The following is a 24,016-nucleotide window of genomic DNA, read 5'->3' on the forward strand; positions in this document are numbered from 1 at the left end:
CTGTTTGATACAATAGAAGCGGGATCACGGGCCGGAGGGCGTCCGACGATCACGCAGTTTTCCGCGATCCTTTGGCCACGAGGCTCTAAGATCTGCATGGTTAACAGGGAATTAAGTATCCATACGCCACAACAATCCGGATGATTCGCAAAAGCAGCCTGCCACACTGGTAGGTCCGATGCGCCGACAGGCTGGCGCGGAGCTGGCATCAACCGAACGAAATCCGGGGAAAGTGACTGCCCATGGCAACCAAGGTTAAAGAAGCAGCAGCAGACGAGACGGAAACCGAACGCGATGCCAGTGCCCCAGACGGGCCATTGCTGGATCTGTCGGATGACGCCGTCAAGAAAATGATCAAGACCTCGAAAAAACGAGGGTACGTGACCATGGACGAGCTCAATGCCGTGCTGCCGTCGGAAGAGGTGACCTCCGAGCAGATCGAGGACATCCTGTCGATGCTGTCGGATATGGGCATCAATGTCGTCGAGGAAGACGAAGCCAGCGACGACAAGGAAACCGAAGAAGAGACCGAAACGGAAGAGCCAAGCGAAGGCGGCGAAGTCGCCACCGCGTCGGGCACCGCCGTTGCCGCCACCAAGAAAAAAGAACCGACCGACCGCACCGATGATCCGGTGCGCATGTACTTGCGCGAAATGGGCTCGGTGGAGCTTTTGTCCCGCGAAGGCGAAATCGCCATCGCCAAGCGCATCGAGGCCGGCCGCGAAACCATGATCGCAGGGCTTTGCGAAAGCCCGCTGACCTTCCAGGCCATCATCATCTGGCGCGAGGAGCTCAACGAGGGCGCCACGCTTCTGCGTGAGATCATTGATCTCGAGACCACCTATTCGGGTCCCGAAGCCAAGGCTGCGCCGCAGTTCCAGAGCCCGGAAAAGATCGAGGCTGACCGCAAGGTCGCCGAGGAAAAGGAAAAGGTCCGGGCTGAAAAGGCCAAGTCGGACGACGTTACCAATGTCGGCGGCGAAAGCCAGTATGAAGAGGACGAAGAGGACGACGACGAGAACAATCTCTCGCTCGCCGCCATGGAAGCCGAACTGCGCCCGCAGGTGATGGACACGCTCGACATCATCGCCGAGACCTACAAGAAACTGCGGAAGCTTCAGGACCAGCAGGTCGAAGCCCGCCTGACCGCCAGCGGCACGCTGTCGCCGGCTCAGGAGCGCCGCTACAAGGAACTCAAGGACGCGCTGATCACCTCGGTCAAGTCGCTGTCGCTGAACCAGAACCGCATCGACAGCCTTGTCGAGCAGCTTTACGACATCAACAAGCGTCTGGTTGCCAATGAAGGCAAGCTCTTGCGTCTGGCCGAGAGCTATGGCGTCAAGCGCGACGACTTTCTGGTGCAGTATTCCGGTGCCGAGCTTGATCCCAACTGGATGAAGTCAATCGCCAATCTGTCGGCCAAGGGCTGGAAGGAATTCGCCAAGTCCGAATCCAACGGCATCCGCGACATCCGCGCCGAGATCCAGTTTCTGGCAACCGAAACCGGCATTTCGATCTCGGAATTCCGCCGCATCGTGCAGATGGTCCAGAAGGGCGAACGCGAAGCCCGCATCGCCAAGAAGGAAATGGTCGAGGCCAACCTGCGTCTCGTTATTTCCATCGCCAAGAAATATACCAACCGTGGCCTGCAGTTCCTCGATCTGATTCAGGAAGGCAATATCGGCCTGATGAAGGCGGTGGACAAGTTCGAGTACCGCCGCGGTTACAAGTTCTCGACCTACGCCACCTGGTGGATCCGGCAGGCAATCACCCGCTCGATCGCCGACCAGGCCCGCACCATCCGTATTCCTGTGCACATGATCGAGACGATCAACAAGATCGTCCGCACGAGCCGCCAGATGCTGCACGAGATCGGCCGCGAGCCGACGCCGGAAGAGCTGGCCGAAAAGCTCGCCATGCCGCTCGAAAAGGTGCGCAAGGTGCTGAAAATCGCCAAGGAGCCGATCTCGCTCGAAACGCCGGTCGGCGACGAGGAAGATTCGCACCTGGGTGATTTCATCGAGGACAAGAATGCGATCCTGCCGATCGATGCGGCCATTCAGGCGAACCTGCGCGAAACCACCACCCGCGTGCTGGCCTCGCTCACCCCGCGTGAAGAACGCGTGCTGCGCATGCGCTTCGGCATCGGCATGAACACCGACCACACGCTCGAGGAAGTCGGCCAGCAGTTCTCGGTCACCCGCGAACGCATCCGCCAGATCGAAGCCAAGGCGCTGCGCAAGCTCAAGCACCCGAGCCGGAGCCGCAAACTGCGAAGCTTTCTGGATAGCTGATCGGCGATGCGTATCGTTCAACCAACTGGTACGCGTGGAAGTCTGAAATGGATACAACGGGCGGTCAATGACCGCCCGTTTGTGCTTGCCCACCCTGGTTTGCAGCCAGTCGAGTGGCTGTCGCCTTTGGCTACTGACGGTTTTGCGGAGTATCGCGATGGCGCATTCCTGGATCGCCTCGGCCTTTCCCGGCTGTCACCCGCCCTTGATGCCTTCTGGCCGAAACGAGGCCCGCAATGGGATGCGTTGGGTATTGCTGGGAATTCTGTGGTGCTTGTTGAAGCCAAGGCGCATCTCGATGAACTGTTTTCGTCCTGCAAGGCAGGCGACGCATCCCGTCGCCGAATTGAGGCCACTCTCAACGCTGTCCGGACAGTGCTGAAGGCAGGAGACGGTGCGGACTGGACGCAGCGCTTTTATCAGTATGCCAACCGACTGGCACACCTCTGGCAGCTGAGGAGCAACGGCGTCGATGCCCGTCTTTTGCTTGTCGGGTTTCTCAACGATAGTGACGTCAAAGGTCCAGTGTGCGCCGAGGAGTGGAAAGCAGCATACAGGATGATGGACTATGCAATGGGCTTGCCTAGGCGCCATGTCCTTTCGGCCCATATCTTGCACGTCTTTCCGGATACCCGTGAATTGTGATGTCGCTGGTGTGCGGCGAGTGAGGAGCCCATATTAATGACCATGCAAATCCTCCGCCCCTTCGACGACATTTTGGCCTTCTACGACGGCCGCACCGGTGAACCAGCCGCCGACACATGGGTCGATGACGGTGCGCTGTCGCTCGGCATTGCCAGCTACGCGATTGTCAGCGGCAGCGCGGCGCTGGTCTATGACACCCATGTCTCGCTCGATCATGCGCGGTTGATCCGCAATTATCTCGAAAACCTCGGCGTCACCGAGATCACCGTGCTTCTGAGCCACCATCACCTCGATCACGTCGCTGGCACCGAAATCTTTGCCGATTGTCCGGTCTGGTCGACGGCCAAGACCTTGGCTCATCTCGAGCGGCTGAAATCGAAGATCGAGAGCGGAACCCATCACGGCCCGCCGGCGATCAATCCGCTGATCCTGCCCGACAACACATTCGAAGGCTCGATGCAGTTGCAGATCGGCGCGCTGACGCTCGACATTCTGGAGTTCGACATCCACAGCGATGACGAGGCGCTGATCTGGATCGTTGACCGCAAGATCCTGCTGGCGGGCGACGCGCTGGAAGACATGATCACCTATGTCGCGGAACCGCAGAATCTCTCGGTGCATTACCGCGAGATCGACCGGCTCAAGGCTCTCGCGCCGCGCCATATCCTGCCCAATCACGGCGATCCGTCGCGCATTGCCAGCGGCGGTTATGGGCCCGGGCTGTGCGACGCCACCCAGTCCTACATCAACGACCTTCTCGATATCGCTGCGGGCACCACGCCGCAAGACACACCACTTGCGGAGCTGGTAAGCGGTTGGCTGCAATCTGGCGAGCTGATCTGGTTTGACGCCTATGAACGGGTACACCGGCAAAATGTCGCCAAGCTGCTTGCGGCACGGCGCAGCCTGGGCTGAGCGGTCACCTCCCGCGACATATTCGCTCAATTGAATGTTTGGGTCTGGAACTCGCCCACCATCCGCATGATATGCGCATTATCGCCGCCGCACCCTGCGGCTGGTCGCATCATGCCGGAGCCGCACCCTGATGGAACAGCTGACCCAAATCCTCGACCAATTCTCCTGGCCCATTGTCATCATCGCCTGCCTGACCCTGGGACTGGCGCCGTTCGTGCCGGAGCCGCATATCTGGGAGAAGCTGAAGATGCTGGTGGCCGGCACATTGATCAAGCCGATCGACATTTTCGACCTGCTGATGCATGCAGCGCCGTTTCTGCTTGCAGCGCTGAAACTGGCGCTAACGGTTTTGCGGGCGGAATAGAGGCTTCACTGCCTGTCGCGTTCAAATGGATGAATTTGGACAATCATATACATGCACCCTTTCATCCCGGCGACATCTCACGGTTCGAGCCCTATGAGCGGGTCACCGGCACCATGCTCAGCCAAGCACGTTGGCTATGATTTTGGAAATGTCGTCGAGACAGGTGATCGGGTAGATTTTTGGCGTCGGCTGGCGCAAATCGGGCCAATAGGTGCCCTTGGGGATCTCGACCGCACCGGCTGCCGTGCCAAGCTGGACGATGCCTTCAAGCACGTTCTTCTGGATGTCGCCCCAATTGGGCTGGCTGCTGCCGATGCCGGTGCCGAGCGAGAGCTTGAAGCCTGGACCGATCTGGTGATCAACGAAAATCGGGATGACGACGTTTTTGCCGTCGGCGATCAAGGCCGCCAGTTCAGCATAGACCGGCGTATTGAGCGGCATATCGGCGTCATCCATGGTGATGATGCCGATATAATGCGGGTGCATCCGGCCAATGGTCGGGCCATGCGCTGCGCCAGCCATGCCGCCGCCGCCGATGACGCTGCCGATCGGGCGTTGCTGGTAATTGCCGGCATTGGCGCCCCAAGTGTAATAGGTCGAGCGCTCCCACACCGTCCAGACCACATCGGGGTCGGTTTTCGGGGTGCCGTCCCACCAGTCGTCGGGAAGCCGGGCAATTTCCGCGAATTTCAAGGAACCTGGGGTCGGGTGAGGGTCTGCCATGGGTGCCTCCGGTCGTGTCCATCTCCATAATGGCCCAAATTGACGTAGCGTCAACCGGAGTTTGCTGCGGTTTCAGGCGGCGTCAGGCCACCGGGCCGGAACCCGGTGGCACCAGTCAGTTGCCGCAGAAGTATTTTCCGGCGATCGTCTGCACTTCGGCGGGCACCGAGCCCACGGTCGACCACTCGCTGAGATCGGACCAGGTCATGGTCTGTGACGCGCATTGAATGGTCAGCGTGCCGTCGAACACCGTCTTTTCGTCGGTATGGATCAGCACCTGCGGCTTGCGGGTGTTGTTGCCGACCTGCTTGCCCCACCAGGTGGTGAAATAGGGCGCCTCCATGATTTCCTCATAGAGGAAGCGATAGCCGTTCTCGCCGTGAGCGCCGATATCGGTGGCGCGGGCGTCGGTGCTGCCAAGTGCTGCGAGCATCGCGGCGCCGATCAAAATACGCGTTGTGAGCATTGTCTGTTTCCTTTGGTGAGTGGCGTGCCCCTGTGCATCCGGGTGGAGGCACCAGCGCTATTGGAGTGCAGAAGCGGAAAAAGCCGCTTGCGGCGCGCGTCGTCGGCAGTGCCTTGCGCCTATTTGCCGAACCCGTGATGGCGCCAGGCGTCGCTGACGGCGGGGTTTTCCAGCACATGGCGCACCAGGGCTGCGATCTCCGGCGTTTGCCGTGCCGGTTCGTACCAATCAGCCAGCATTGCCGCATAGACATCGGCAATGGTCATGGTCTGGCCAAGCAGGAACGGTCCTTCAATCTCGGCGGCCAGTTGGGCGAAATCGAGGTCCATGTCGAGCGCTGCCTGCTGCCTGATCGCCTCGGCAGCTTCTGGGCTTGTGTCCACCGTGTGGAGCGCCGGATAATAATAGCGCCGCGCTGCGGGATAGATGTTTGTGGCCATGAACACCAGCCATTGCACCGCAGTGGTGTGCGCGGGTGTGCCGTGTGGTGGCAGCAGCCGGGTCTCGGGAAACAGATCATCCAGCGCCATCAGGATCGCCGCGCTCTCGGCGATTACCGGACCGCTGGCACAGACCAGCACCGGCACCTTGGCCGCAGGGTTGAGCGCCAGGAATTCAGGCCTGGCGGTATCGTCGACCTGCACCTTGTCAAATGCCACGCCGATCAGCCGCAACGCCGCCTCGACCACCATCGAGCCTGTTCCCGGTTTCCAGTATAATGTGTAGCCAGCCATGTGGTCCCCGCGCGCGTGTTTGCGCTGAAGTCATGCCAGCATCGGGGCAAGTGGGCAAGCAGAACCGCTACGGACCAAGCGCGCCGGCTTGCGCCAGGAAACTGTTCCCGCCATTCCAGTCCCGCGGTCAGAACTTCTTGCGCAGGCCGATGGATGCGATGACGCGGGTGGCCGAATCTGACGAGAAACCGGCGGTGGCCTGTTCGCTCGGGTTTTGCGGTGCGTGGAAGCTGGTGACTTGCGGCAGGTATGAAAACTCCAATTTGCTACCCAATCGCCATCCCGGAGCAATTTCATAGGATGTTCCCACGGAAACCCCGGCCCCGACGGCAAATTCGTTATTGGAGTAATTCTGCGACTGGTTAACCTGTATTCCTCCGCCAACGCCGGTTTGCTGCGCGTATTGGCCTTCGCCGCGATGATAGCCGAGATAGAGATCCGCGCCGAAGCTGGTTTTCAACTTTCCATCCAGGCATGGCGGCAGCCCGATATGGGCTCCCAAACGCACACCGAAATAGTCGTCTTCGGCGTTGAGATTGTAATTTTGGTAGTAGCCGTTGAAAGGCGCGCCGTTGAAGGTCAGATCGGCTCTTCCGCTCGCCTTGGTATTCAAGGTTTCATAGAACAGGCCAAGGCGGCCGCGGACTCGAAGTCCGTCGCCCCCGTTCGTGCCGGAGCTTTCGTCAAAGCCGGGGACGGCAATCTTTATCCCCAAATTGGCTCGGTGCCAGTTGTTGTCCAGTTCGCCGCTGCTTTCGAGACCGAAGCCGTTGGCGCCGGCGACCACACCCGTGCCGTAGTTGGCGTTGGGCTCAAGAAAGGTGAAGCCCGATCGGGTGACGTTGTCGACCCCGATAACCGAGCTCGCCTGATAGCCTTCATCGCCCCATGCGCCTGCGTAATCGACATAGGCGCCGACCAAAGGAATTGTTCCGATTTTCGCATCGCCGTAATCGCCGGATATGCGAAGTCCGGCACTCACACCGTCGCGCTTGATCCAGCTGCCGAAGGTTCCTGCGAACCTTTCATTTGCCGGACCGCCGCCACCATAGACAGTTGTGCCTCCGCCTAGACTGTGGGTGTTTTCCAGCCACGATGATTCGTAGTACACACGACCAGTGAAATTCAGGCAGGTCTCGGTTCCCGTGGTTTTAGATAGGTCAAGGCCTATGGGACTACAAACCGCTTCGTAGTTATCAGGCTCCGCCACGGCGTGGCCTGGAACAGCAAAGAGAAGCGCTTGTATTGAAACAATCGCTGCCAGATTGGTTTTGTTCATGATCAGCCCCATTGCTCCACGTTGCCCGCGTCCCGCACTAGGCGGATTTGGAGGCCGCGTGATTTATGCAGGCCAACTATACGTATAAACATCAAGTATTGCAAAATTTCGCTACGCCGTTGCGTGAGCAACAAAGCAGATTGAGTTGTCAGTTTCCGTTCTATTAAGCTAAATTATTGATATCAATGCGTAAGTCATGAACTGTATTACTTGTGATTCGGTCGTGTATACTCGTAAGAGTCGTGGTCCTGTCTGACCTTGCTGACTGTCGTATTGTCGCGCGGATGCGCGGCAATAGCCGAATCATTGGCTGATCCACTGCCTGGACCTAGACGTGCTCAGACACCGTGCCGCAACGACGGACATCCTTGCATGAGGATGGTTTGATGGAAGCCGGGCACGCGAAGCTTTGCGTCAATCCGCCGGCATTAGAAACACTTCGCGCACGGCGTTGCGTGGTTTGGCTTCAAGCGCAAACACTACTGCGTCGGCCACGTCTTCCGGCTGCAGCTTGTCGGGCTTGGCCTCGTCAAAAAAGGCAGTGTTGACCATGCCGGGTGCAATCACCGTGCAGCGGCCGCCCCAATCCTTCATCTCCTCGGCCAGATTGCCGGCATAGCCGTGGACGAACCATTTCGAGGCGCCATAGACCGAACCGGACATATGCACCCGGCCGGCTGCCGAACCGGTCATCAGCATGTGGCCCTTGCGCAGGCGCAGATGCGGCATCGCCGCCTTGGCGGTGTAGAGCAGGCCCATGATGTTGACATGGATCAGCTTGTGCCATTCTTCCGGGTCGCCCTGTTCGGTGCCTGCGGCTTTGACGCCCATGCCGGCATTGGCAAAGGCGGCATCGACATTGCCGTAGGTGTGCTTGAGCTTGGCCAGCGCCTGGTTCTGGTCATCCAGGCTGGTGGCGTCGCCGGGCAGCGCCAGTGCGCGGTCGCCCAGTTCCTCGACCAGCGCATTGAGCTTGTCTTCGGAGCGGGCAAACAACCCGACATTCCAGCCAGCGAGGCGTGCGGCGCGGGCGGTGGCTGCGCCGATGCCGCTCGAGGCGCCGGTGATGAAGAGGGTCTTTGCGGTCATGGGTATGCTCCTTGGGAAATGATCTCGCTTGCCAACGCATCAGCCTCCAAGCCGTTCCACCGGCATTTTTGCTGGCTGATGCAGGCCGCCGCGACAGTGTCGCAGGCATTGCTGCAAGGATCTCGGATCCGGCCCTTGTTCCGCCTGATTTTCTGCTATGGATCGCCGCATGAAGCGATTGCGGGACATGGTGTCGAACGGGTTGAGCGGAGCGCTGGTGCTGTCGCTGCTTGTGCACGGGCTGATTGCCGCCGCATTGCTGATCACTTTGCCGCTGCCCGAGGCCGAGCCGGAGCCGGAAGAACAGGTGATCGAGGTGACGCTGGTGGAGCCGCAGGACGTTCCTGAAGTCGAGATCGAAGAACCGGATGTGCCCGAACCCGAATTGACAGAACCGGAGCAGCCGGCTGAGGAGGCGCCAGCCCCCGAGCCGCCTGAACCCGAGGCGGCTGCGCCTGAAATGCCTGAACCCGAGGCGTCCGCCGAGGAGCCCGCGCCCGAACCCGAACAAGCTGCGGCTGCGGACGAGCAGACAGTTCCTCCACCAGGTGTCGCAGGCGAGGGGCAGGCTGTGCCGATCCCGGTGCTCAGGCCGGTGTTTCAATTTGGCGAGCGCGATGCCGGACCGCGCGAGGCGCTCGATGGCGCCAGCGCCGAAGAGCCCGAGCAAGCGGAGCCGACTGAAACCGAAGCCGCCACTCCACCGATGCAGCAAACCGCAGAGCCTGAGCCGGAGCAAAGCGAACCCGCCGAGGCGGCCGCTGGAGAGCCCGACCCGGCAACCGCCATTCTGGATGCAGTTGAAGCCGAGTCGCAAGAACCGGAAATCGCCGGGTTGTCGCTGCCGGAGATCACGCTGCCCGGTTCCGGCTTGCCGCAAGGCGGGTTGCCCGAACCGGACCCGGACGCCCAGCCATCAACCACGGGGCTGCTTCCCGAGCCGAGGCTCGGCGAACCGACGGCCAGCCAGCCGCCCGCCGATACCGGTGCCATTGACGAGGCGACAGTCCCTGACGTGCTGAATGAGGCGCGGCAATTGTTTTCCACCAGCATCAGCGACAATCCGGCGGCGATGGTGGCGATGGGCAACCTGCCGCGCGGTTTGAGAGCCAGTCAGCTCTGCACCACCGAGCTGCGCGAGCAATTGCGCAGCGGGCCCGAACCCTACGGGCTGGAACTGCTGCCGTCCTATCGCCTCGACACCGGCAACGTCCTGACAGAGACCAACGCCGCCTTCCGCGCCGACGGCGCCTGGTACTCCTTGAGCTTCCGATGCACGGTTGATGACGATGCGCTCAAGGTCACCGGCTTCGCGCACAGCGTCGGCGCCGCCATCCCGCGCGCCGACTGGAAAGCCCGCGGCTTTCCGGATTTTTGATCGCGTTGCCGGGCAGGCGGGGTGCGCAGGTGCGGTCGACCGTCCCGGACCGCTTGCTCCATCCTGCCGCCTTGCGGGGTGAACTTTGGCGCGCGCCGTTCGGGCTACGGTCCGGGGAACGGCGCCAGGTAGTCGTTGCCGCTGTAATCTTTGGTAATTACCCACCCCTGAATTCGTGATTTCCGGTTCTTCTACCGGCCTATGCCAGGACGGATGCGATGACCTGGAAGGGGTTTGCGCCTTTGAGGCGTGCGGTATCGACTGTCGTGCGTATGTTCGCTTCGGCTTGGGCGGCCCACATGGCGCGATATCCGTTTGTCACCTTTCGCTGAATGACCCATGGACGGAGCTTTCGCTCAGATGTGTTGTTGGTGACATCGACTTCTCCGGGATAGTCGCAAAACGTCAGCAGCTGATCGCGGGCCCGCCCGATCTTGGCCTGGAGCTTTTGGGCCAGGTCGCATGAAGTCGGGGCGCATAGAAGCCCGGCAAGCTGTTTATCGAATTTGCGCTTCTTGCTTGCGACGGTAGACGCAGCGAATGTGCTTATGGCTCTGGCGAAATCAAACACACGGCCAAACCAAAGCTGGAAGCGAAGAGGGAGATCATCCTCGCCATGTTCCAGCGCAAAGGCTGTATCACGCGCCAAATGTGCAAGGCAGGTTTGATGTCGATGGCCGTGAGATTGCTGGGCTGAATACCGATCAGATATCCATACCTCGGGGACATGGCCGCCCATGGTCTCGTGAACGACCCGTGCTGCACGGGAGTAATCGGGCTGGTGGACAACGGCATCCTTGCAATGAAAAACCCAGTGTTGGGCATTTGTGCCCTCAATACGCACACCGGTTTCGTCGCTGGCGACAACGCGGGCGGCTCGAAGGCTGGCCTTGGCGGCCTGTGCTGTGGCCTGGAAGCTCGGACGGGAGCGGGCAAACATGTTCATGATCGCGCCCTCGCTCGCATGGAGGCCGAAAATATCCATGAACACACCGCTCAGGCGTTCGTAAGACAATGCATGGAAACTCTTGAGGTAGATCGCCAGCGCGTGAATGCCTGGCCCGAACGGCGTTGCGGTTGCCACGGCAGGTGCGGTGGCTTTTGTCGTCGTGCCGCATTGCGGGCAATGACAGGAAAAACGCCGATGCCGGGTGACATGAGGACGGATCGCAGGAATATCGATCTCGTCATAGGCCCCGGCCAGCACCATCGTATCATCACCGGAAAACGCATGGCCGCATCTCTTGCAGGCGGTCGGTTCATGATCGCGAAACATGTCGGCAAAATCCGCCAGCACCCTATTGTGGGGTTCATGCCCGGGCTTGGCTCCACCCGGTCGTGAGTTGACGCGTTTCTCTTTCTTGTCCGTAGAGGGCGGCTTGGAAGACGTCCGAGAATCCTTGGCAGGCCGTTGGAGCCGAAGCACCATCTCGATCAATTCGTCCTTGCTCAGCTGCTGCAAATCAGTCCGATCCATATCATCATGGATTCAGACATTGTGGTGCATGGCAAGGGGGTGGGTAATTACAATCTTTGGTTAGGGATGAAGTCATCAATACGTTTATCCAGCTTGTAACGGTTTCAGGGCCGTGTGTCTGATGCTACAATACGCATGATTTTGGCGGTTTTCAGAGTAATTCATCATTTTTTCTGGTCGCCTTTGTTTTTTATTTGATCATAACTTTTGGAGGGCCTCGACCATGACCTCACCTGCCACGCTCATTCTGGCTGTTGCCTGCCTTGTTGCGCCCACGCTGCCTGCCTTCGCCCAGGATGCGGATTCAAAATGCGCCAGTGAAGGCTGGCCGACCAAGCCGGATGCGGAGTTTGCCGCCGACTGCGTCGACACCGCTTTCAACGGCAGCCTCGAGGAGCGCGAAAGGCTGGCCTGGATGTTCTTCACCCGGGTCAATCAGCTGATCGCCGACCCGGCAAAAGGCGGCATGTCGGGCAAGGACAGGGTGCCGGTGTGGATGGCCTGGCCCACCGACCCCGACACGTTCGGCTCGACCCGGCCGTTTTTCGAAAACTATTCGGGCAATGCGCCGGTACCGCGGACAGTGATGAAGCCGAGCACCGAAAAGAAGGACCTGCAATCAGGCAGCGTGGCCACCGCCGATCCCGATGGCGCCAACGAGGAGGTCACCCGCAACCGGATCAGCTACGACTACCTGACCCGGAGCGGGCTGACGACCAAGCTCGACGTCGCCGCCTTTTTCGCCGACAATGATTATGTCGACATGCCTGTCGGCTCGGTCGAGCTGAAGGCCTCTTGGCTGCAGGTGACCGAGGGCAGCCCGGCGCCCGATGGCGCGCTGACATTCAAGTTCGACAGCGGCGAGTACTGGTGGCGCGGGCTGCACATCATGGTCAAGATGCAGTCGCTCGAAAACCCCGGCGACGTGTTCTATTCCGAGGAACCGAGCTGGTTCTGGACCACCTTCGAGTTCAACGACAACCCCGGTGTGGCCCATGTGCGCGACAAGCTGATCACCCAGCGGGCGCCTTTGCCTGCCGCCGAGATCGCCGCCGTGCTGGCTGCTGGTGGTCTGGAAAATTTCGGGTTTGAAAACTATGCTCCCAACGGCACCCAGATCCGCTTCACGGTGGATGGCAGCGGCGATACGCCGGTGATCCTGGGCCATACCGACATGGAGGATTTTGCCGGCAGTCCCAACACCGCGCAGCCGCAATACTGGAACCGTTTCGAGGCCAGCTGTCACAGCTGCCATGCCACCGCCGCCTACAATCCGGAGACGAAAGCCTTCTTCCCGTTTTCGGTGCCCACCGGCGCCCTGCATCCCGGCTACAACAAGTCCGACAAGGCAGGCACGGTGCAATATCTGGGGCAGGGCTACAAATCGCTCGACTTCATGTGGCCGATCGCCTTCCAGTCTCACTGACCCGCAAGGCGGCGGCCCCCGAACCCGTAGGCCCGATCTCCGCCGCAAGGAGGGAGGTCGGGCCTCGTCGCGCGTCCCCTGTTTACTCCATCATCCAGTGAAATCAACCCTGCGTCCGGGTCCTCCAGGACAGTCAGAAATTCTTCATCATGATTTGGAGAATATTTTGTCCAATGCAACCGGTGCGGTATTTCTTTAAGGCTCCGTTCACGATGCGCGCCTAATCGTGATTTTTATGGTGGCTTCGTTTCGAAATGTCACTTCCTGCTTTTGGAGCGATCGCATGTGTAAGTCTCATGTGGGGGCCAGACAATTCTGGCAATGCAAGCGTGGCAATTTCGGCATCCTTGCAGCACTCCTGTTACCCCTGCTGCTGACCGCGGCGGGCCTGGCTGTTGATTACACCAACATGTCCCGCGCCAAGGTCGAATTGCAGAACATGGTCGATACCGCTGTTCTGGCAGCGTCCAAGAAAGCCACCGAGGTGGGCGACCGCGAGGTGCTTTACCGGCAAATGCTGCAGGCCCAGGTGACTGCCAACTCCGACATGACGCTCGTTGACGAGAGCATCGATCTGACAATCGGTCTGAACTACATCCGCTCCGATGCCTATGCGAGTGTGAGCATTCCGCTGAGCTTCATTGGCAAATTCATGCCGAACACGGTTTCGGTCGTGGCCTCGACCTATTTCTCGACCCGCGCCATCGAAATTGCCATCGCGCTGGACAACACCGGATCGATGGGAACCGGCGGTATCTCGGCGTTGAAGGACGCCTCTCATGCCCTGCTTGATGCGCTCAGTGATATCGACACCACCCGGCAGAGCCTGAAGGTCGGCCTCATTCCCTTCGTCACCTCGGTCAATGTCAACGGCGAAGGCTTCAACAGCGCCTGGATGGATACCGCCGGAAACTCGATTTACAACGGCTGGACCTTCCTGACCGACGCCCAGCGCGCCACCCGCAAATCCTCAGGCAGCAACAAGGCTGATTTCACTGCCGCAACCTACCCGCACCATACCAGTTTGTTTGCCTGGTCCGGCACAAGCTGGAAGGGCTGTGTCGAGGCGCGTCCCGTCCCCTACAACACGAACCTGACCCCGCCCGACGCCACCAAACCCGACACGCTGTTCGTGCCCTATTTCGCGCCCGATGAGCCGGGGAACCGCATCTCCACCGGTGGCAACAACTCCTCGAGTTTCAACAATTCCTGGCTCAATGATGGTCTTTCCGGTGATGATGCCACGGTTCAGCGCTCGATTGCCAAATACAAGACCCAGACCGCCGTCACCAAGGATTTCAAGGATGCGACCGGACCGCTGACCATGGGTCCGAACCGCGCCTGTCCGACGCCGATCGTGCCGCTGACGGCAACGCTGTCAAAGGTGCGAACCGGCATCGACGCCATGCAATACTGGAATGGTTCGGGCACCAACATTGCCGAGGGCCTGGCCTGGGGCTGGCGTTTGTTGTCGCCCGACGAGCCCTACACCCAGGCTCTCCCCTTTGGCACCGAAACCGCGTCGAAAATCCTGGTCATCATGACCGACGGCGCCAATGTCTCCTTTGGCGCCAGCAACACCATCAACAAGTCAGACTATGGCTCCTATGGCTTTCTGGCCGACAAGCGCATCAATTCGACAACCACCCAGTCAGCTGCCGAAACCTACCTCAACACATCGACAGCCAGCATGTGCGTGGAGATCAAGAAGCTTGGCATCGAGGTCTACACAGTGCTCTACAAAACCTCCACGTCCTCGGTGGTGAACCTGTTTTCCAATTGCGCCACCCGCAAGGAAAACTTCTTCATGGCCAGCGATGTCGTCTCGCTGAAAAAGGCCTTCTCGGCCATCGGCCAATCCGTCTCCGGCGTGCGATTGGTGAATTGAGGTGGGGTATCGATGGGACAATCTTGTAGCTTGCTCATCTTGGGACCCGGCTAATCCGTCATCCCGGCCTTGAGCCGGGATCCAGCCACCGCGCGTCGGCGCGGTGGGAGATTTTTTTGCCCACCCCACCTGTATAAGCCGCAAACCGGTCTCCCGGACGCTCGCCTGCTGGATACCGGATCAGGGTCCGGCATGACGGAGATTGCGATCTTGCGATCAGGTCCGGCACATATGCGGGGCTAAGGGCGGAAATGGCCTTTGATCTCCCCCGCAAGGGGGGAGATCGGGCTCCGCGGACTCTTCTGCAGTCATCCCAAAACTTCCGCAATTCGTCATCCTAGGCTCGGGGCCCGAGGATGACGAAATGGGAGCGCGCAATGTTTCCCCCTCTACCCTTGAGGGAGAGGAAGAAAAATCATGGTCTTGGTGCGCAGCGCCAAGTCATAGATTTTTCAGGTGAGGGGGTATTTCTGCCCTCGAGACACACCCCCTCTCTTGGAATTTCTAGCACTTAGCTGGCGCTAAGATGCTGAAATTCGCATTCTCCCCCACCGAGGGGGAGAGGGTGCGCGCAGCACCATTCATCCAATTTCCCCCCAATCTTTTCCCCACCTTCCGCCCCCATGTCATGATCCGCGTGCTTCCGCTGCCGGATGGATCGCGAACGTGTTGGACCAGGCGGGAGGAAGGCCTTTCGAACCTTGCTGTAACGTGTGGTGAGGACCGGGAGGAGGCGGAGGCCATCGGGGTTCCGCTGGCGGGCGGTCGCAGTGACCGTGCAAAGCCAGCCACCGTACCGGGTTCGTTGTGCGCCAGCCGAAAGGCGGGATGCGTGGCGGAAAGAGCGGTCCGGGCCTGTGGCGGACATGATGGCCGGATGGCCTTCAGGGTCCGTGCCGGAACCTTGTCAGAACCACTCCCGCGGTCGGTCCAGACTGCGGCAGGAGCAATCCGGGCGGGGATAAACTCCCGTGGAGTGTGAGGTGCTGCCTGTCGGATGCGGACATCATCCGGCGATAGTCGGGCCGTGCGCGCGCTGCGCCACCCAACACACCCTAATTTCCGTAAGGCAAAGCCCGCGTGCGGCCCTCCGGACCCGAAATTTTGATCAGCCCGCCGGCGCATTTGCCGGCGGGGGTTTGGCCATGCCGCAACAAGGGAACCGAAGCAGCCGTTGCTGCGTTGTGGTCGGGAACAGACCAAGCTGGCCAACACAACCCTTGCCTCGCAGGCGGGCCCTGTGGCACCTGTGGTCACACCCATTCTCACACCCATTCTCACCCCCGGAGTTCCCATGAGCCGAGATGACACCATCGCCCTGATCCGCCGCTATCTTGACGCCTTCAACGCCAAGGATTTCGATGCCATGCTGGCCTGCCTGTCCGACGATGTGATCCACGACATCAACCAGGGCGGCCGCGAGATCGGCAAGGAAAAATTCCGCTGGTTCAATGCCAAGATGACCCGGCATTATGACGAGGAACTCGGCGATATCGCCATCATGGTCGATGAAACCGGGATGCACGGCGCTGCGGAATTTACCGTGCGCGGCAGCTATCTCGCCACCGACGAGGGGCTGCCCGAAGCCAACGGCCAGCGCTATTCGCTGCCCGCAGGGATCTTCTTCGAGGTTGAGGACGGCGACGGCGGCAGCGAAATCACACGCGTCTCCACCAGCTACAATCTCACCGACTGGGTGGCCCAGGTCAAAGCCGGCTGAGGCGACAGCCTATGACGCGCAAGCACGCCGGGCTCAGCTTCGCGGTGCTGTCGGCAGACGAGATCCCTGCGGCGCTAACCGATCTGGCGCGGCTCAGGATCACGGTGTTTGCCGCCTGGCCCTATCTCTATGACGGCGATGCAGCTTACGAAGCGGGCTATCTGGCCCGCTTCGCCGCCTCGCCGGGTGCTGTGGTCATCGCCGCCCATGACCCTGACGGCCGCATGGTCGGGGCGGCGACGGCGGCGCCGCTCATCGATCACGCGGACGAGTTCGCGGCCCCCTTCGCCGATGCCGGGCTTGATCCGGCAGACTATTTCTATCTCGCCGAATCGGTGCTGCTGCCGGAGTTTCGCGGGCAGGGCGCGGGGCGACATTTCTTCGAGATGCGCGAGGCCGCCGGACGGGCGCAGGGATTTTCGCGCGCCGTGTTCGCCTCGGTGCAGCGGCCCGCCGCTCATCCGGCCCGGCCCGAAGATTACTTGCCACTCGATGCGTTCTGGCGGCGGCTTGGGTATCAGCTGCTTGCAGGATTGCAGGCAGAATTCTCCTGGCGCGACATCGGCGACAGCGCCGAAAGCCTCAAGACACTGCAGGTCTGGGGCCGGGATCTGTAAGGCTGCGGGCCGGTGATATTTCGATGAATGCAGGATGAACGGGCAGTTGCAATTCAGTTCAGGTAGGCGGGGCTAGTGTGGGGTCAATCGAACGGAACAACCGCTCGAGACACAGGAACACCCCCAAGCGCAACAGTCGCAAATCTGGAGAACAGTCATGAACAGCTTCATCCGCAATACACTTGCCGCCCTTGTTGTCGCCTCCGCTGGCGTCGCCGCATCCGCCCCTGCAGCCAATGCCGGTGGCATCGGTTTCGAATTTTCGTTCGGCGGTCACAATAACGGCGTCGTCGTTCGTGACCATCGCCGCAACGGTGGCTGGAACCGGTTTGAAGAGCGTCGTGGCGGCTGGAAGCGTGATGTCTGCAAACCACATCGCGCCGTCAAGAAAGCCCGTCGCATGGGCCTGCGCCGCGCCGAAGTCGTCCGCACCAATCACAAGCGCGTCGTCGTCGCCGGTATGCGCCATCACCGTCCGGTCCGCGTCGTCTTTGCCAATGATCGCAATTGCCCGGTAATCAACGTGCGCCGCTAGTCCGGCCAGCCAGTTATCAGCGGTCACATCGAAACCCCGGAAGCGCCAGCCTTCCGGGGTTTCTGACTGTCTGGGGACCGGTCGATCCCGCCGGATTGGCGACGGACCGGTATTGATGAATGCCGCATGAACGGACGGTTCCGGTTCGGTTCAGGTGGGCGGGACCAGTGTGGGAGCAATCGGACGGGACAGCCGCTCGAGACACAGATTATCCCTCAAGCGCCAGAGCGCCACCACACCAGGAGACCAGCCATGAACAGCTTCATTCGCACCACACTCGCAGCCCTCGTTGTCGCCACTGCCGGCGTCGCTGCCTCCGCCCCAGCCCAAGCCGGCGGCATCGGCTTCGAATTCTCGATCGGCGGTCCCGCCAGCGGTCGTCTCGTCCGCGATCATGGCCGCAGCGGCGGTTGGGATCGTTTCGAAGAACATCGCGGCGGCAGGGATCGCGATGCCTGCAAGGCCGGCAAGGCACTCAGGAAGGCCGGCGACATGGGCCTGCGCCGCGCCGAAATCGTTCGCTCCGGTCACAACCGGGTTGTCGTCGAGGGTTTCCGCCATCGCCGCCCGGTGCGTGTCGCCTTCGCCAATGAACGCAATTGCCCGGTGATCGGCTGGGACCGGTAATCCGGCCCGCCCTTCACTTCAAGCCCAAAAATAGACCCCGGGAAGCTTCTGCCTCCCGGGGTCTTGTATTGTCTGAAAAATGCCGTGTCGCCTTGCGCGCTACTGGATGATTTCCCAGGTGATGCTGACGCTGACGCGGTATTCATTCTCGCCCGAAGCCACCGGCACCGAACTGTCTGACTTGGCAGACATCATCGCCATTTCGGCGCGCGCCATCGGCATCGGTGGCGTGGCATAGGAATTTTCCGAAATCTGGCTGATCCGGCCCAGCCCGACGCCGAGCGCTTCGGTCATAGCGGTGGCCTTGGCCTTGGCCTTGGCAATGGCATCGAGGCGGGCAGCATCGCGAACCGTGTCCTGATCATCATTGGTGAAGGCGACATCGCCGCCCTGGTTGACGCCGAGCGTCACCGAGGTGTCGAGAATGGCGCCGAGCCGGCTGAGATCGCGAATGCGCAGGGTCAGTGTGTTGTTGACGGTGTAGCCGGTGATCCGCGGTTCCTCGGCCTGGCCGTCATTGCGGTTGGGCGGATAGAACCAGCGTGGCTGGATCGAAAAAGCGCCGGTCTGCAAATCGCGCTCGGCGATGCCTTCCTCTTTCATCGCGGTTAGCACCTGGGCCATTGCCTCGTTGTTGGCGTCGAGCGCCTGGCGTGCGGTCTCGGCCTCGCGCAGCACGGTGAGCGAGACCACCGCCATATCCGGCGCAATCGAAGCGGAGCCTTCGCCGACCACGGAAATCACACCCGGTTGTGGCGGTCTGGTCTCGTCGGCAAGCGCCGGGACGGTGAGCATAGTCGCAGCGAGTGCAGCGGCGAAGATCATCCTGCGGCGGATATTGATAGCGGGGGTCATGAAAAGTCTCCAAATTGATCCGGATTGTCCCAACCCGCATTGTCTGGCGGGCGATTGTGGGCGCATTGGGGCAGCGGACAAGTGTCAACCTACAGCCGGTTGGGCGACATGCCAATGTATCGTTGCAGGCTGGTGTTCTGCCATCCGAAAATCACCGTGGTAGCGAGGGCGGGTAGCCTGTGTCCCGGGGCGGATGGGTGTTTGTTTTGGCAATGCCGTAACGGCTTGTGATGGCTTTCGTTTTGGTCTAAACCGCAAACGTCCGGGCCTGGTGTCCGGCCGGGGACCTTGCCCGCAACCTTCGGGGTGCGGCTGTCACACGACGTCTGACGCGTTGTGGTGAACCTCCGGGCCTGTAGCTCAACTGGTTAGAGCCGTCCGCTCATAACGGATTGGTTGGGGGTTCGAGTCCCTCCGGGCCTACCACTCATTTGAAGGATATCGGGTGTGGCGGCGCTATGAACCAAGTAGTCGCGGAAAAATCGCATCATCGTTTTGATATTGATGGCCTCCGCGCCATTGCCGTCATCTCCATCCTGCTGTTCCATATCAACGAAAACTGGCTTCCCGGCGGCTTTGTCGGCGTTGATGTTTTCTTTGTCATTTCAGGCTTCGTGATCACGGCAAACCTGGCTCGTGATTTGCGGCGCGGAACGTTCAGTGTCTGACGTCAGCGCCCGTGGGACAGATTTGAGGATTTGAACAACGGAGGATTTCTGGTTCATCTTACCGATTGGGAGATCGAGATGAGACAGAAGCCTGAAACATCGAAGAACGCAGCTGACAAGCTGGTCAAGAACATCCGCCGCAAGACCCGCCAGACCTATTCAGCGGAGGAAAAAATCCGTATCGTTTTGGCGGGTTTGCGTGGAGAGGAAAGCATCTCGGTGCTGTGCCGCCGCGAAGGTATCGCCGAAAGCCTGTATTACAGCTGGTCGAAGGAGTTCCTGGAAGCAGGCAAGCGCCGGCTCTCGGGTGACACAGCACGGCAAGCGACGTCGCCGGAAGTAAAGGACCTTCGCTCTGAAGCCTTGGCGTTGAAGGAATGCGTCGCCGATCTGACCCTGGAGAACCGCCTGCTCAAAAAAAGCATGACAGGTGCTGGGGAGGACGAGGCATGAGATACCCTGCGACCGAGAAGCTTGAGATCATTCGCACGGTCGAAGGATCGCACCTGCCAACCAAGCAGACCCTCGATATGCTGGGCATACCGCGCACCACTTTTTACAGATGGTATGATCTTTACCTCGACGGTGGGGTTGTTGCCTTGGATGATCGGTCTCCACGGCCGAAGTCGGTCTGGAACCGTATCCCCCAAGACCGGCGTGATGACCTGATTGAGTTCGCGCTGGAACACGAGGCGCTGACGACCCGGGAGCTGGCAGTCAAATACACTGATGAGAAGCGGTATTTTGTCTCTGAATCATCGGCTTATCGTATCCTGAAGGAAGCCGATTTAATCACCGCACCGGCCTATGTGGTGATCAAGGCAGCCAATGAGTTCAAAGACAAAACTATCGCCATCAATGAGATGTGGCAGACCGACTTCACCTACTTCAAGATCATCGGGTGGGGCTGGTATTACCTCAGCACGATCCTGGACGATTACAGCCGCTACATCATCGCCTGGAAGCTTTGCACAAACATGCGGGCCGAGGACGTGACAGACACCATTGAACTGGCGCTTCAGGCATCGGGCTGCGACCAGGCCGTCGTGCGCCACAAACCGCGCCTGCTCAGCGATAACGGGTCATGTTACATCTCTGGCGATTTGGCTGAATGGCTGGAGGACAAGAAGATGGATCACGTTCGTGGAGCCCCGTTCCACCCGCAAACCCAGGGAAAGATCGAGCGATGGCATCAGACGATGAAGAACCGGGTCCTGCTGGAAAATTACTATCTGCCAGGCGATCTTGAACGCCAGATCGAGGCCTTCGTCGACTACTATAACAACAGGCGCTACCACGAGAGCTTGAAGAACGTCACACCCGCCGACGTCTACTTTGGGCGCGACAAAGCCATCTTGAGAGAAAGGAAAGAGATCAAGAAGCTGACAATCCGCCAACGTCGCTTGCACCATCAAAAACAAGCGGCATAATCAGTCACACAAACGAACCAGAGCCTCCAATACTCAAGCCGCTCTGATGTCCCATTTTATCTGACGACGGACACCCGCGGCATGGGCCCGTGGATATGGACGAATTACCCGCAACAACTGGCTCCTGTAGGGCAAGGTAAAGCCGCGAGTGCTTCGCCTGCTGTTTGCCAGAGGCCGCAGCTGGAGCAAGAAACGCTCATTGACGAAAACTGCGTCCTGGGGTCCGGCGAGCCAACCGCCCTGCTTTATGGGGACTCCAACGCCACTCATTACATCGGCTTTGCCAGCGCGCTCGCGGAGACTGCGGGGCTGACGATGCGCAATTTCGAGCATTCCGCCTGTCCGCCAATCCTCACCGATCCAGAACCCTATGTTCAGAAACGCTTTCTCGAGAGCTGTAGATACTCACTGGAGAAGGTGCGGCCGCTGCTCGCAGCCTACGAAGTCGTATTCCTCGGCGCATCATGGCCATTTTATGAAAGATACGGAAAACGTGCCGGTGCCTCTTTCGAGCGTGACGTCAGAGATTTCATCAAATTCCTTACTGATGAGGGCGTGCGAGTCGTAGTGCTCGCGAAAGTGCCCATCCAGAAGAATGTCGACAACAAATGCGCGATGAAGGCCGTGAAAGCTCCATGGATTATCTGCAATCTGCCCGAAGGTTCGCCGAGACGGGATATCCAGTTCAATCAGGTTCTGGCCGATATTGCCGACCAGAACGATCTGGTTCGGGTGATCGACCCCACGGATATGCTTTGCGACACCAAAACTTGCCACGCATTCGAAGAAGGCATGCCTTTGTATTTCGACTCCGGCCATCTCAACTTCAAAGGCAGCTGGATTTTGGGTAGGCGGTTTGCCAAATCGGCGGAAGGCGCAGAGATTATTTCGTTCATCAGACCCACCGAGTAAGCTGGCCCGCGATCCTGCTGAGCGTATTGGCAGGCTGCCCGGACCAGATTGCCACGGTCACTGACGGTTGCAAATTTGCAGTGACTGCCCGGCGAATCCGCTCTGACTGGTGAGGAGCGTCAATTGTTCAACCTGCGATGCGACCCGGTATCAGCAAAACTGCGGATCATGAATGAGCTCGGCTATGGCCCGCTAGATTCAGCAGCAACCGAACATTTGTTGAGACATTCTCGCAACGCTATGAACAAGGCTCAACCATTGGGAACTCCAAACCTGCCGCTTGAGGGCGGGACTTCAATTCTGGGTTGAGAACCATTATCGAGGGGGCGCTGCCGGACAGGTTGCCCCACCATGCCGGCATGCGGACCATGAAGGGCGACGTCTGTCGCCCGAAATAATCCGCCGCCGGCCGACGCGATCACCCCATGTTTGCTATGTCATTGACAATAGTATCTGTGATGTTGTGTTGTAGAAGCGCAACAGGGCTATTTTAGGTTGCTTCATGATTGATGATTGACAATCGTGTGACTCGCATAGGTGGTACGTTCCGTGTACAGAGCAGGTCTGTACGTGTATTTATTGGGGGCGAGATGTTTAAATCGTTTTTGTGTTCTTGCTGTTTTGCGATCGGGTTTAGCTCTCTCGCCACGTAATTACCCACCCCTGAATTCGTGATTTCCGGTTCTTCTACCGGCCTATGCCAGGACGGATGCGATGACCTGGAAGGGGTTTGCGCCTTTGAGGCGTGCGGTATCGACTGTCGTGCGTATGTTCGCTTCGGCTTGGGCGGCCCACATGGCGCGATATCCGTTTGTCACCTTTCGCTGAATGACCCATGGACGGAGCTTTCGCTCAGATGTGTTGTTGGTGACATCGACTTCTCCGGGATAGTCGCAAAACGTCAGCAGCTGATCGCGGGCCCGCCCGATCTTGGCCTGGAGCTTTTGGGCCAGGTCGCATGAAGTCGGGGCGCATAGAAGCCCGGCAAGCTGTTTATCGAATTTGCGCTTCTTGCTTGCGACGGTAGACGCAGCGAATGTGCTTATGGCTCTGGCGAAATCAAACACACGGCCAAACCAAAGCTGGAAGCGAAGAGGGAGATCATCCTCGCCATGTTCCAGCGCAAAGGCTGTATCACGCGCCAAATGTGCAAGGCAGGTTTGATGTCGATGGCCGTGAGATTGCTGGGCTGAATACCGATCAGATATCCATACCTCGGGGACATGGCCGCCCATGGTCTCGTGAACGACCCGTGCTGCACGGGAGTAATCGGGCTGGTGGACAACGGCATCCTTGCAATGAAAAACCCAGTGTTGGGCATTTGTGCCCTCAATACGCACACCGGTTTCGTCGCTGGCGACAACGCGGGCGGCTCGAAGGCTGGCCTTGGCGGCCTGTGCTGTGGCCTGGAAGCTCGGACGGGAGCGGGCAAACATGTTCATGATCGCGCCCTCGCTCGCATGGAGGCCGAAAATATCCATGAACACACCGCTCAGGCGTTCGTAAGACAATGCATGGAAACTCTTGAGGTAGATCGCCAGCGCGTGAATGCCTGGCCCGAACGGCGTTGCGGTTGCCACGGCAGGTGCGGTGGCTTTTGTCGTCGTGCCGCATTGCGGGCAATGACAGGAAAAACGCCGATGCCGGGTGACATGAGGACGGATCGCAGGAATATCGATCTCGTCATAGGCCCCGGCCAGCACCATCGTATCATCACCGGAAAACGCATGGCCGCATCTCTTGCAGGCGGTCGGTTCATGATCGCGAAACATGTCGGCAAAATCCGCCAGCACCCTATTGTGGGGTTCATGCCCGGGCTTGGCTCCACCCGGTCGTGAGTTGACGCGTTTCTCTTTCTTGTCCGTAGAGGGCGGCTTGGAAGACGTCCGAGAATCCTTGGCAGGCCGTTGGAGCCGAAGCACCATCTCGATCAATTCGTCCTTGCTCAGCTGCTGCAAATCAGTCCGATCCATA

General features: G+C 59.6%; 22 protein-coding genes and 1 tRNA gene. 15 read left to right on the top strand and 8 right to left on the bottom strand.

The annotated features are described in order from the left end of the window. Nucleotides 1-242: 242 nt before the first annotated feature. From rpoD to IMCC20628_RS03840, 4 genes are all read left to right on the top strand, one after another. Nucleotides 243-2,294, top strand: a complete 2,052-nt coding sequence (gene rpoD, locus IMCC20628_RS03825) for an RNA polymerase sigma factor RpoD (RefSeq protein ID WP_047029109.1) — start codon at nt 243-245, stop codon at nt 2,292-2,294. A gap of 6 nt (nt 2,295-2,300) precedes the next feature. Then, nucleotides 2,301-2,939, top strand: coding sequence for a hypothetical protein (locus tag IMCC20628_RS03830; RefSeq protein ID WP_047029110.1), 639 nt, complete (start codon nt 2,301-2,303; stop codon nt 2,937-2,939). A gap of 36 nt (nt 2,940-2,975) precedes the next feature. Then, complete coding sequence (locus tag IMCC20628_RS03835) at nt 2,976-3,854, top strand: MBL fold metallo-hydrolase (protein ID WP_047029111.1); 879 nt, start codon at nt 2,976-2,978, stop codon at nt 3,852-3,854. Nucleotides 3,855-3,984: 130 nt separating this feature from the next. Continuing rightward, a complete protein-coding gene (locus tag IMCC20628_RS03840) occupies nt 3,985-4,218 on the top strand; it encodes a hypothetical protein (RefSeq protein ID WP_047029112.1) in 234 nt (77 codons plus the stop codon). Nucleotides 4,219-4,335: 117 nt separating this feature from the next. Here IMCC20628_RS03840 and IMCC20628_RS03845 read toward each other — a convergent pair whose 3' ends face one another. The 5 genes from IMCC20628_RS03845 to IMCC20628_RS03865 form a co-directional block, all read right to left on the bottom strand. Then, nucleotides 4,336-4,941, bottom strand: coding sequence for a hypothetical protein (locus IMCC20628_RS03845; protein WP_047029113.1), 606 nt, complete (start codon nt 4,939-4,941; stop codon nt 4,336-4,338). 115 nt (nt 4,942-5,056) lie between these two features. Further along, complete coding sequence (locus IMCC20628_RS03850) at nt 5,057-5,407, bottom strand: hypothetical protein (RefSeq protein WP_047029114.1); 351 nt, start codon at nt 5,405-5,407, stop codon at nt 5,057-5,059. A 119-nt stretch (nt 5,408-5,526) separates the two neighbouring features. Continuing rightward, a complete protein-coding gene (locus IMCC20628_RS03855) occupies nt 5,527-6,141 on the bottom strand; it encodes a glutathione S-transferase family protein (protein WP_082127986.1) in 615 nt (204 codons plus the stop codon). A gap of 127 nt (nt 6,142-6,268) precedes the next feature. Continuing rightward, entirely contained in the window at nt 6,269-7,420 is a 1,152-nt protein-coding gene (locus IMCC20628_RS03860) for a hypothetical protein (protein ID WP_156174397.1), read from the bottom strand. 414 nt (nt 7,421-7,834) lie between these two features. Continuing rightward, entirely contained in the window at nt 7,835-8,509 is a 675-nt protein-coding gene (locus IMCC20628_RS03865) for an SDR family oxidoreductase (RefSeq protein WP_047029116.1), read from the bottom strand. A gap of 169 nt (nt 8,510-8,678) precedes the next feature. Here IMCC20628_RS03865 and IMCC20628_RS03870 point away from each other — a divergent pair, with 169 nt between their 5' ends. Then, nucleotides 8,679-9,887, top strand: coding sequence for a DUF930 domain-containing protein (locus tag IMCC20628_RS03870; protein WP_047029117.1), 1,209 nt, complete (start codon nt 8,679-8,681; stop codon nt 9,885-9,887). 199 nt (nt 9,888-10,086) lie between these two features. Here the strand turns inward: IMCC20628_RS03870 and IMCC20628_RS03875 are convergent, their stop codons facing one another. Beyond that, a complete protein-coding gene (locus IMCC20628_RS03875; protein ID WP_047029005.1) occupies nt 10,087-11,364 on the bottom strand; it encodes an IS66 family transposase in 1,278 nt (425 codons plus the stop codon). Nucleotides 11,365-11,587: 223 nt separating this feature from the next. Between IMCC20628_RS03875 and IMCC20628_RS03880 the strand changes: the two genes are divergently transcribed. The 6 genes from IMCC20628_RS03880 to IMCC20628_RS03905 all read left to right on the top strand — a co-directional run bounded on the left by IMCC20628_RS03880 (nt 11,588) and on the right by IMCC20628_RS03905 (nt 18,177). Continuing rightward, entirely contained in the window at nt 11,588-12,790 is a 1,203-nt protein-coding gene (locus IMCC20628_RS03880; protein WP_047029118.1) for a hypothetical protein, read from the top strand. A gap of 283 nt (nt 12,791-13,073) precedes the next feature. Beyond that, the gene (locus IMCC20628_RS03885; RefSeq protein ID WP_197078386.1) at nt 13,074-14,678 is read left to right on the top strand and encodes a pilus assembly protein TadG-related protein; all 1,605 of its coding nucleotides are present in this window, start codon (nt 13,074-13,076) and stop codon (nt 14,676-14,678) included. Between the two features lie 1,294 nt (nt 14,679-15,972). Next, entirely contained in the window at nt 15,973-16,398 is a 426-nt protein-coding gene (locus IMCC20628_RS03890; protein ID WP_047029120.1) for a ketosteroid isomerase-related protein, read from the top strand. An 11-nt stretch (nt 16,399-16,409) separates the two neighbouring features. Then, entirely contained in the window at nt 16,410-17,015 is a 606-nt protein-coding gene (locus IMCC20628_RS03895; protein WP_047029121.1) for a GNAT family N-acetyltransferase, read from the top strand. 157 nt (nt 17,016-17,172) lie between these two features. Further along, nucleotides 17,173-17,550 carry a hypothetical protein gene (locus tag IMCC20628_RS03900; RefSeq protein WP_047029122.1) on the top strand — a complete coding sequence of 126 codons (378 nt, stop codon included), beginning with the start codon at nt 17,173-17,175 and terminating at the stop codon, nt 17,548-17,550. A 252-nt stretch (nt 17,551-17,802) separates the two neighbouring features. After that, the gene (locus tag IMCC20628_RS03905) at nt 17,803-18,177 is read left to right on the top strand and encodes a hypothetical protein (protein WP_047029123.1); all 375 of its coding nucleotides are present in this window, start codon (nt 17,803-17,805) and stop codon (nt 18,175-18,177) included. Between the two features lie 99 nt (nt 18,178-18,276). Here the strand turns inward: IMCC20628_RS03905 and IMCC20628_RS03910 are convergent, their stop codons facing one another. Then, a complete protein-coding gene (locus tag IMCC20628_RS03910) occupies nt 18,277-19,032 on the bottom strand; it encodes an SIMPL domain-containing protein (RefSeq protein ID WP_047029124.1) in 756 nt (251 codons plus the stop codon). A 349-nt stretch (nt 19,033-19,381) separates the two neighbouring features. Between IMCC20628_RS03910 and IMCC20628_RS03915 the strand changes: the two genes are divergently transcribed. The 4 genes from IMCC20628_RS03915 (at nt 19,382) to IMCC20628_RS03940 (ending at nt 22,042) form a co-directional block, all read left to right on the top strand. Next, nucleotides 19,382-19,458 (top strand) — tRNA-Ile (locus tag IMCC20628_RS03915). A gap of 5 nt (nt 19,459-19,463) precedes the next feature. Beyond that, complete coding sequence (locus IMCC20628_RS03920) at nt 19,464-19,700, top strand: acyltransferase (protein ID WP_156174399.1); 237 nt, start codon at nt 19,464-19,466, stop codon at nt 19,698-19,700. A gap of 78 nt (nt 19,701-19,778) precedes the next feature. Next, a protein-coding gene (locus IMCC20628_RS03930; protein WP_156174385.1) for an IS3 family transposase occupies nt 19,779-21,130 on the top strand; the annotation gives its coding sequence in 2 pieces (ribosomal slippage) (nt 19,779-20,115 and nt 20,115-21,130; 1,353 coding nt in all). Between the two features lie 81 nt (nt 21,131-21,211). Then, on the top strand, nt 21,212-22,042 hold the full coding sequence (locus IMCC20628_RS03940; protein WP_156174400.1) for an SGNH hydrolase domain-containing protein: 831 nt from the start codon (nt 21,212-21,214) through the stop codon (nt 22,040-22,042). A 695-nt stretch (nt 22,043-22,737) separates the two neighbouring features. Here the strand turns inward: IMCC20628_RS03940 and IMCC20628_RS03945 are convergent. Next, the gene (locus tag IMCC20628_RS03945) at nt 22,738-24,015 is read right to left on the bottom strand and encodes an IS66 family transposase (RefSeq protein ID WP_047029005.1); all 1,278 of its coding nucleotides are present in this window, start codon (nt 24,013-24,015) and stop codon (nt 22,738-22,740) included. Nucleotide 24,016: the final 1 nt, after the last annotated feature.

Origin of the sequence: Hoeflea sp. IMCC20628, from assembly GCF_001011155.1 — a bacterium.
Classification (GTDB): Bacteria; Pseudomonadota; Alphaproteobacteria; order Rhizobiales; family Rhizobiaceae; genus Hoeflea.

Coding starts and splice junctions, on each gene's coding strand:
- rpoD (WP_047029109.1), top strand. CDS start 243: ATGGCAACCAAGGTTAAAGAAGCAGCAGCAGACGAGACGGAAACCGAA.
- IMCC20628_RS03830 (WP_047029110.1), top strand. CDS start 2,301: ATGCGTATCGTTCAACCAACTGGTACGCGTGGAAGTCTGAAATGGATA.
- IMCC20628_RS03835 (WP_047029111.1), top strand. CDS start 2,976: ATGACCATGCAAATCCTCCGCCCCTTCGACGACATTTTGGCCTTCTAC.
- IMCC20628_RS03840 (WP_047029112.1), top strand. CDS start 3,985: ATGGAACAGCTGACCCAAATCCTCGACCAATTCTCCTGGCCCATTGTC.
- IMCC20628_RS03845 (WP_047029113.1), bottom strand. CDS start 4,941: ATGGCAGACCCTCACCCGACCCCAGGTTCCTTGAAATTCGCGGAAATT.
- IMCC20628_RS03850 (WP_047029114.1), bottom strand. CDS start 5,407: ATGCTCACAACGCGTATTTTGATCGGCGCCGCGATGCTCGCAGCACTT.
- IMCC20628_RS03855 (WP_082127986.1), bottom strand. CDS start 6,141: ATGGCTGGCTACACATTATACTGGAAACCGGGAACAGGCTCGATGGTG.
- IMCC20628_RS03860 (WP_156174397.1), bottom strand. CDS start 7,420: ATGAACAAAACCAATCTGGCAGCGATTGTTTCAATACAAGCGCTTCTC.
- IMCC20628_RS03865 (WP_047029116.1), bottom strand. CDS start 8,509: ATGACCGCAAAGACCCTCTTCATCACCGGCGCCTCGAGCGGCATCGGC.
- IMCC20628_RS03870 (WP_047029117.1), top strand. CDS start 8,679: ATGAAGCGATTGCGGGACATGGTGTCGAACGGGTTGAGCGGAGCGCTG.
- IMCC20628_RS03875 (WP_047029005.1), bottom strand. CDS start 11,364: ATGGATCGGACTGATTTGCAGCAGCTGAGCAAGGACGAATTGATCGAG.
- IMCC20628_RS03880 (WP_047029118.1), top strand. CDS start 11,588: ATGACCTCACCTGCCACGCTCATTCTGGCTGTTGCCTGCCTTGTTGCG.
- IMCC20628_RS03885 (WP_197078386.1), top strand. CDS start 13,074: ATGTGTAAGTCTCATGTGGGGGCCAGACAATTCTGGCAATGCAAGCGT.
- IMCC20628_RS03890 (WP_047029120.1), top strand. CDS start 15,973: ATGAGCCGAGATGACACCATCGCCCTGATCCGCCGCTATCTTGACGCC.
- IMCC20628_RS03895 (WP_047029121.1), top strand. CDS start 16,410: ATGACGCGCAAGCACGCCGGGCTCAGCTTCGCGGTGCTGTCGGCAGAC.
- IMCC20628_RS03900 (WP_047029122.1), top strand. CDS start 17,173: ATGAACAGCTTCATCCGCAATACACTTGCCGCCCTTGTTGTCGCCTCC.
- IMCC20628_RS03905 (WP_047029123.1), top strand. CDS start 17,803: ATGAACAGCTTCATTCGCACCACACTCGCAGCCCTCGTTGTCGCCACT.
- IMCC20628_RS03910 (WP_047029124.1), bottom strand. CDS start 19,032: ATGACCCCCGCTATCAATATCCGCCGCAGGATGATCTTCGCCGCTGCA.
- IMCC20628_RS03940 (WP_156174400.1), top strand. CDS start 21,212: ATGGGCCCGTGGATATGGACGAATTACCCGCAACAACTGGCTCCTGTA.
- IMCC20628_RS03945 (WP_047029005.1), bottom strand. CDS start 24,015: ATGGATCGGACTGATTTGCAGCAGCTGAGCAAGGACGAATTGATCGAG.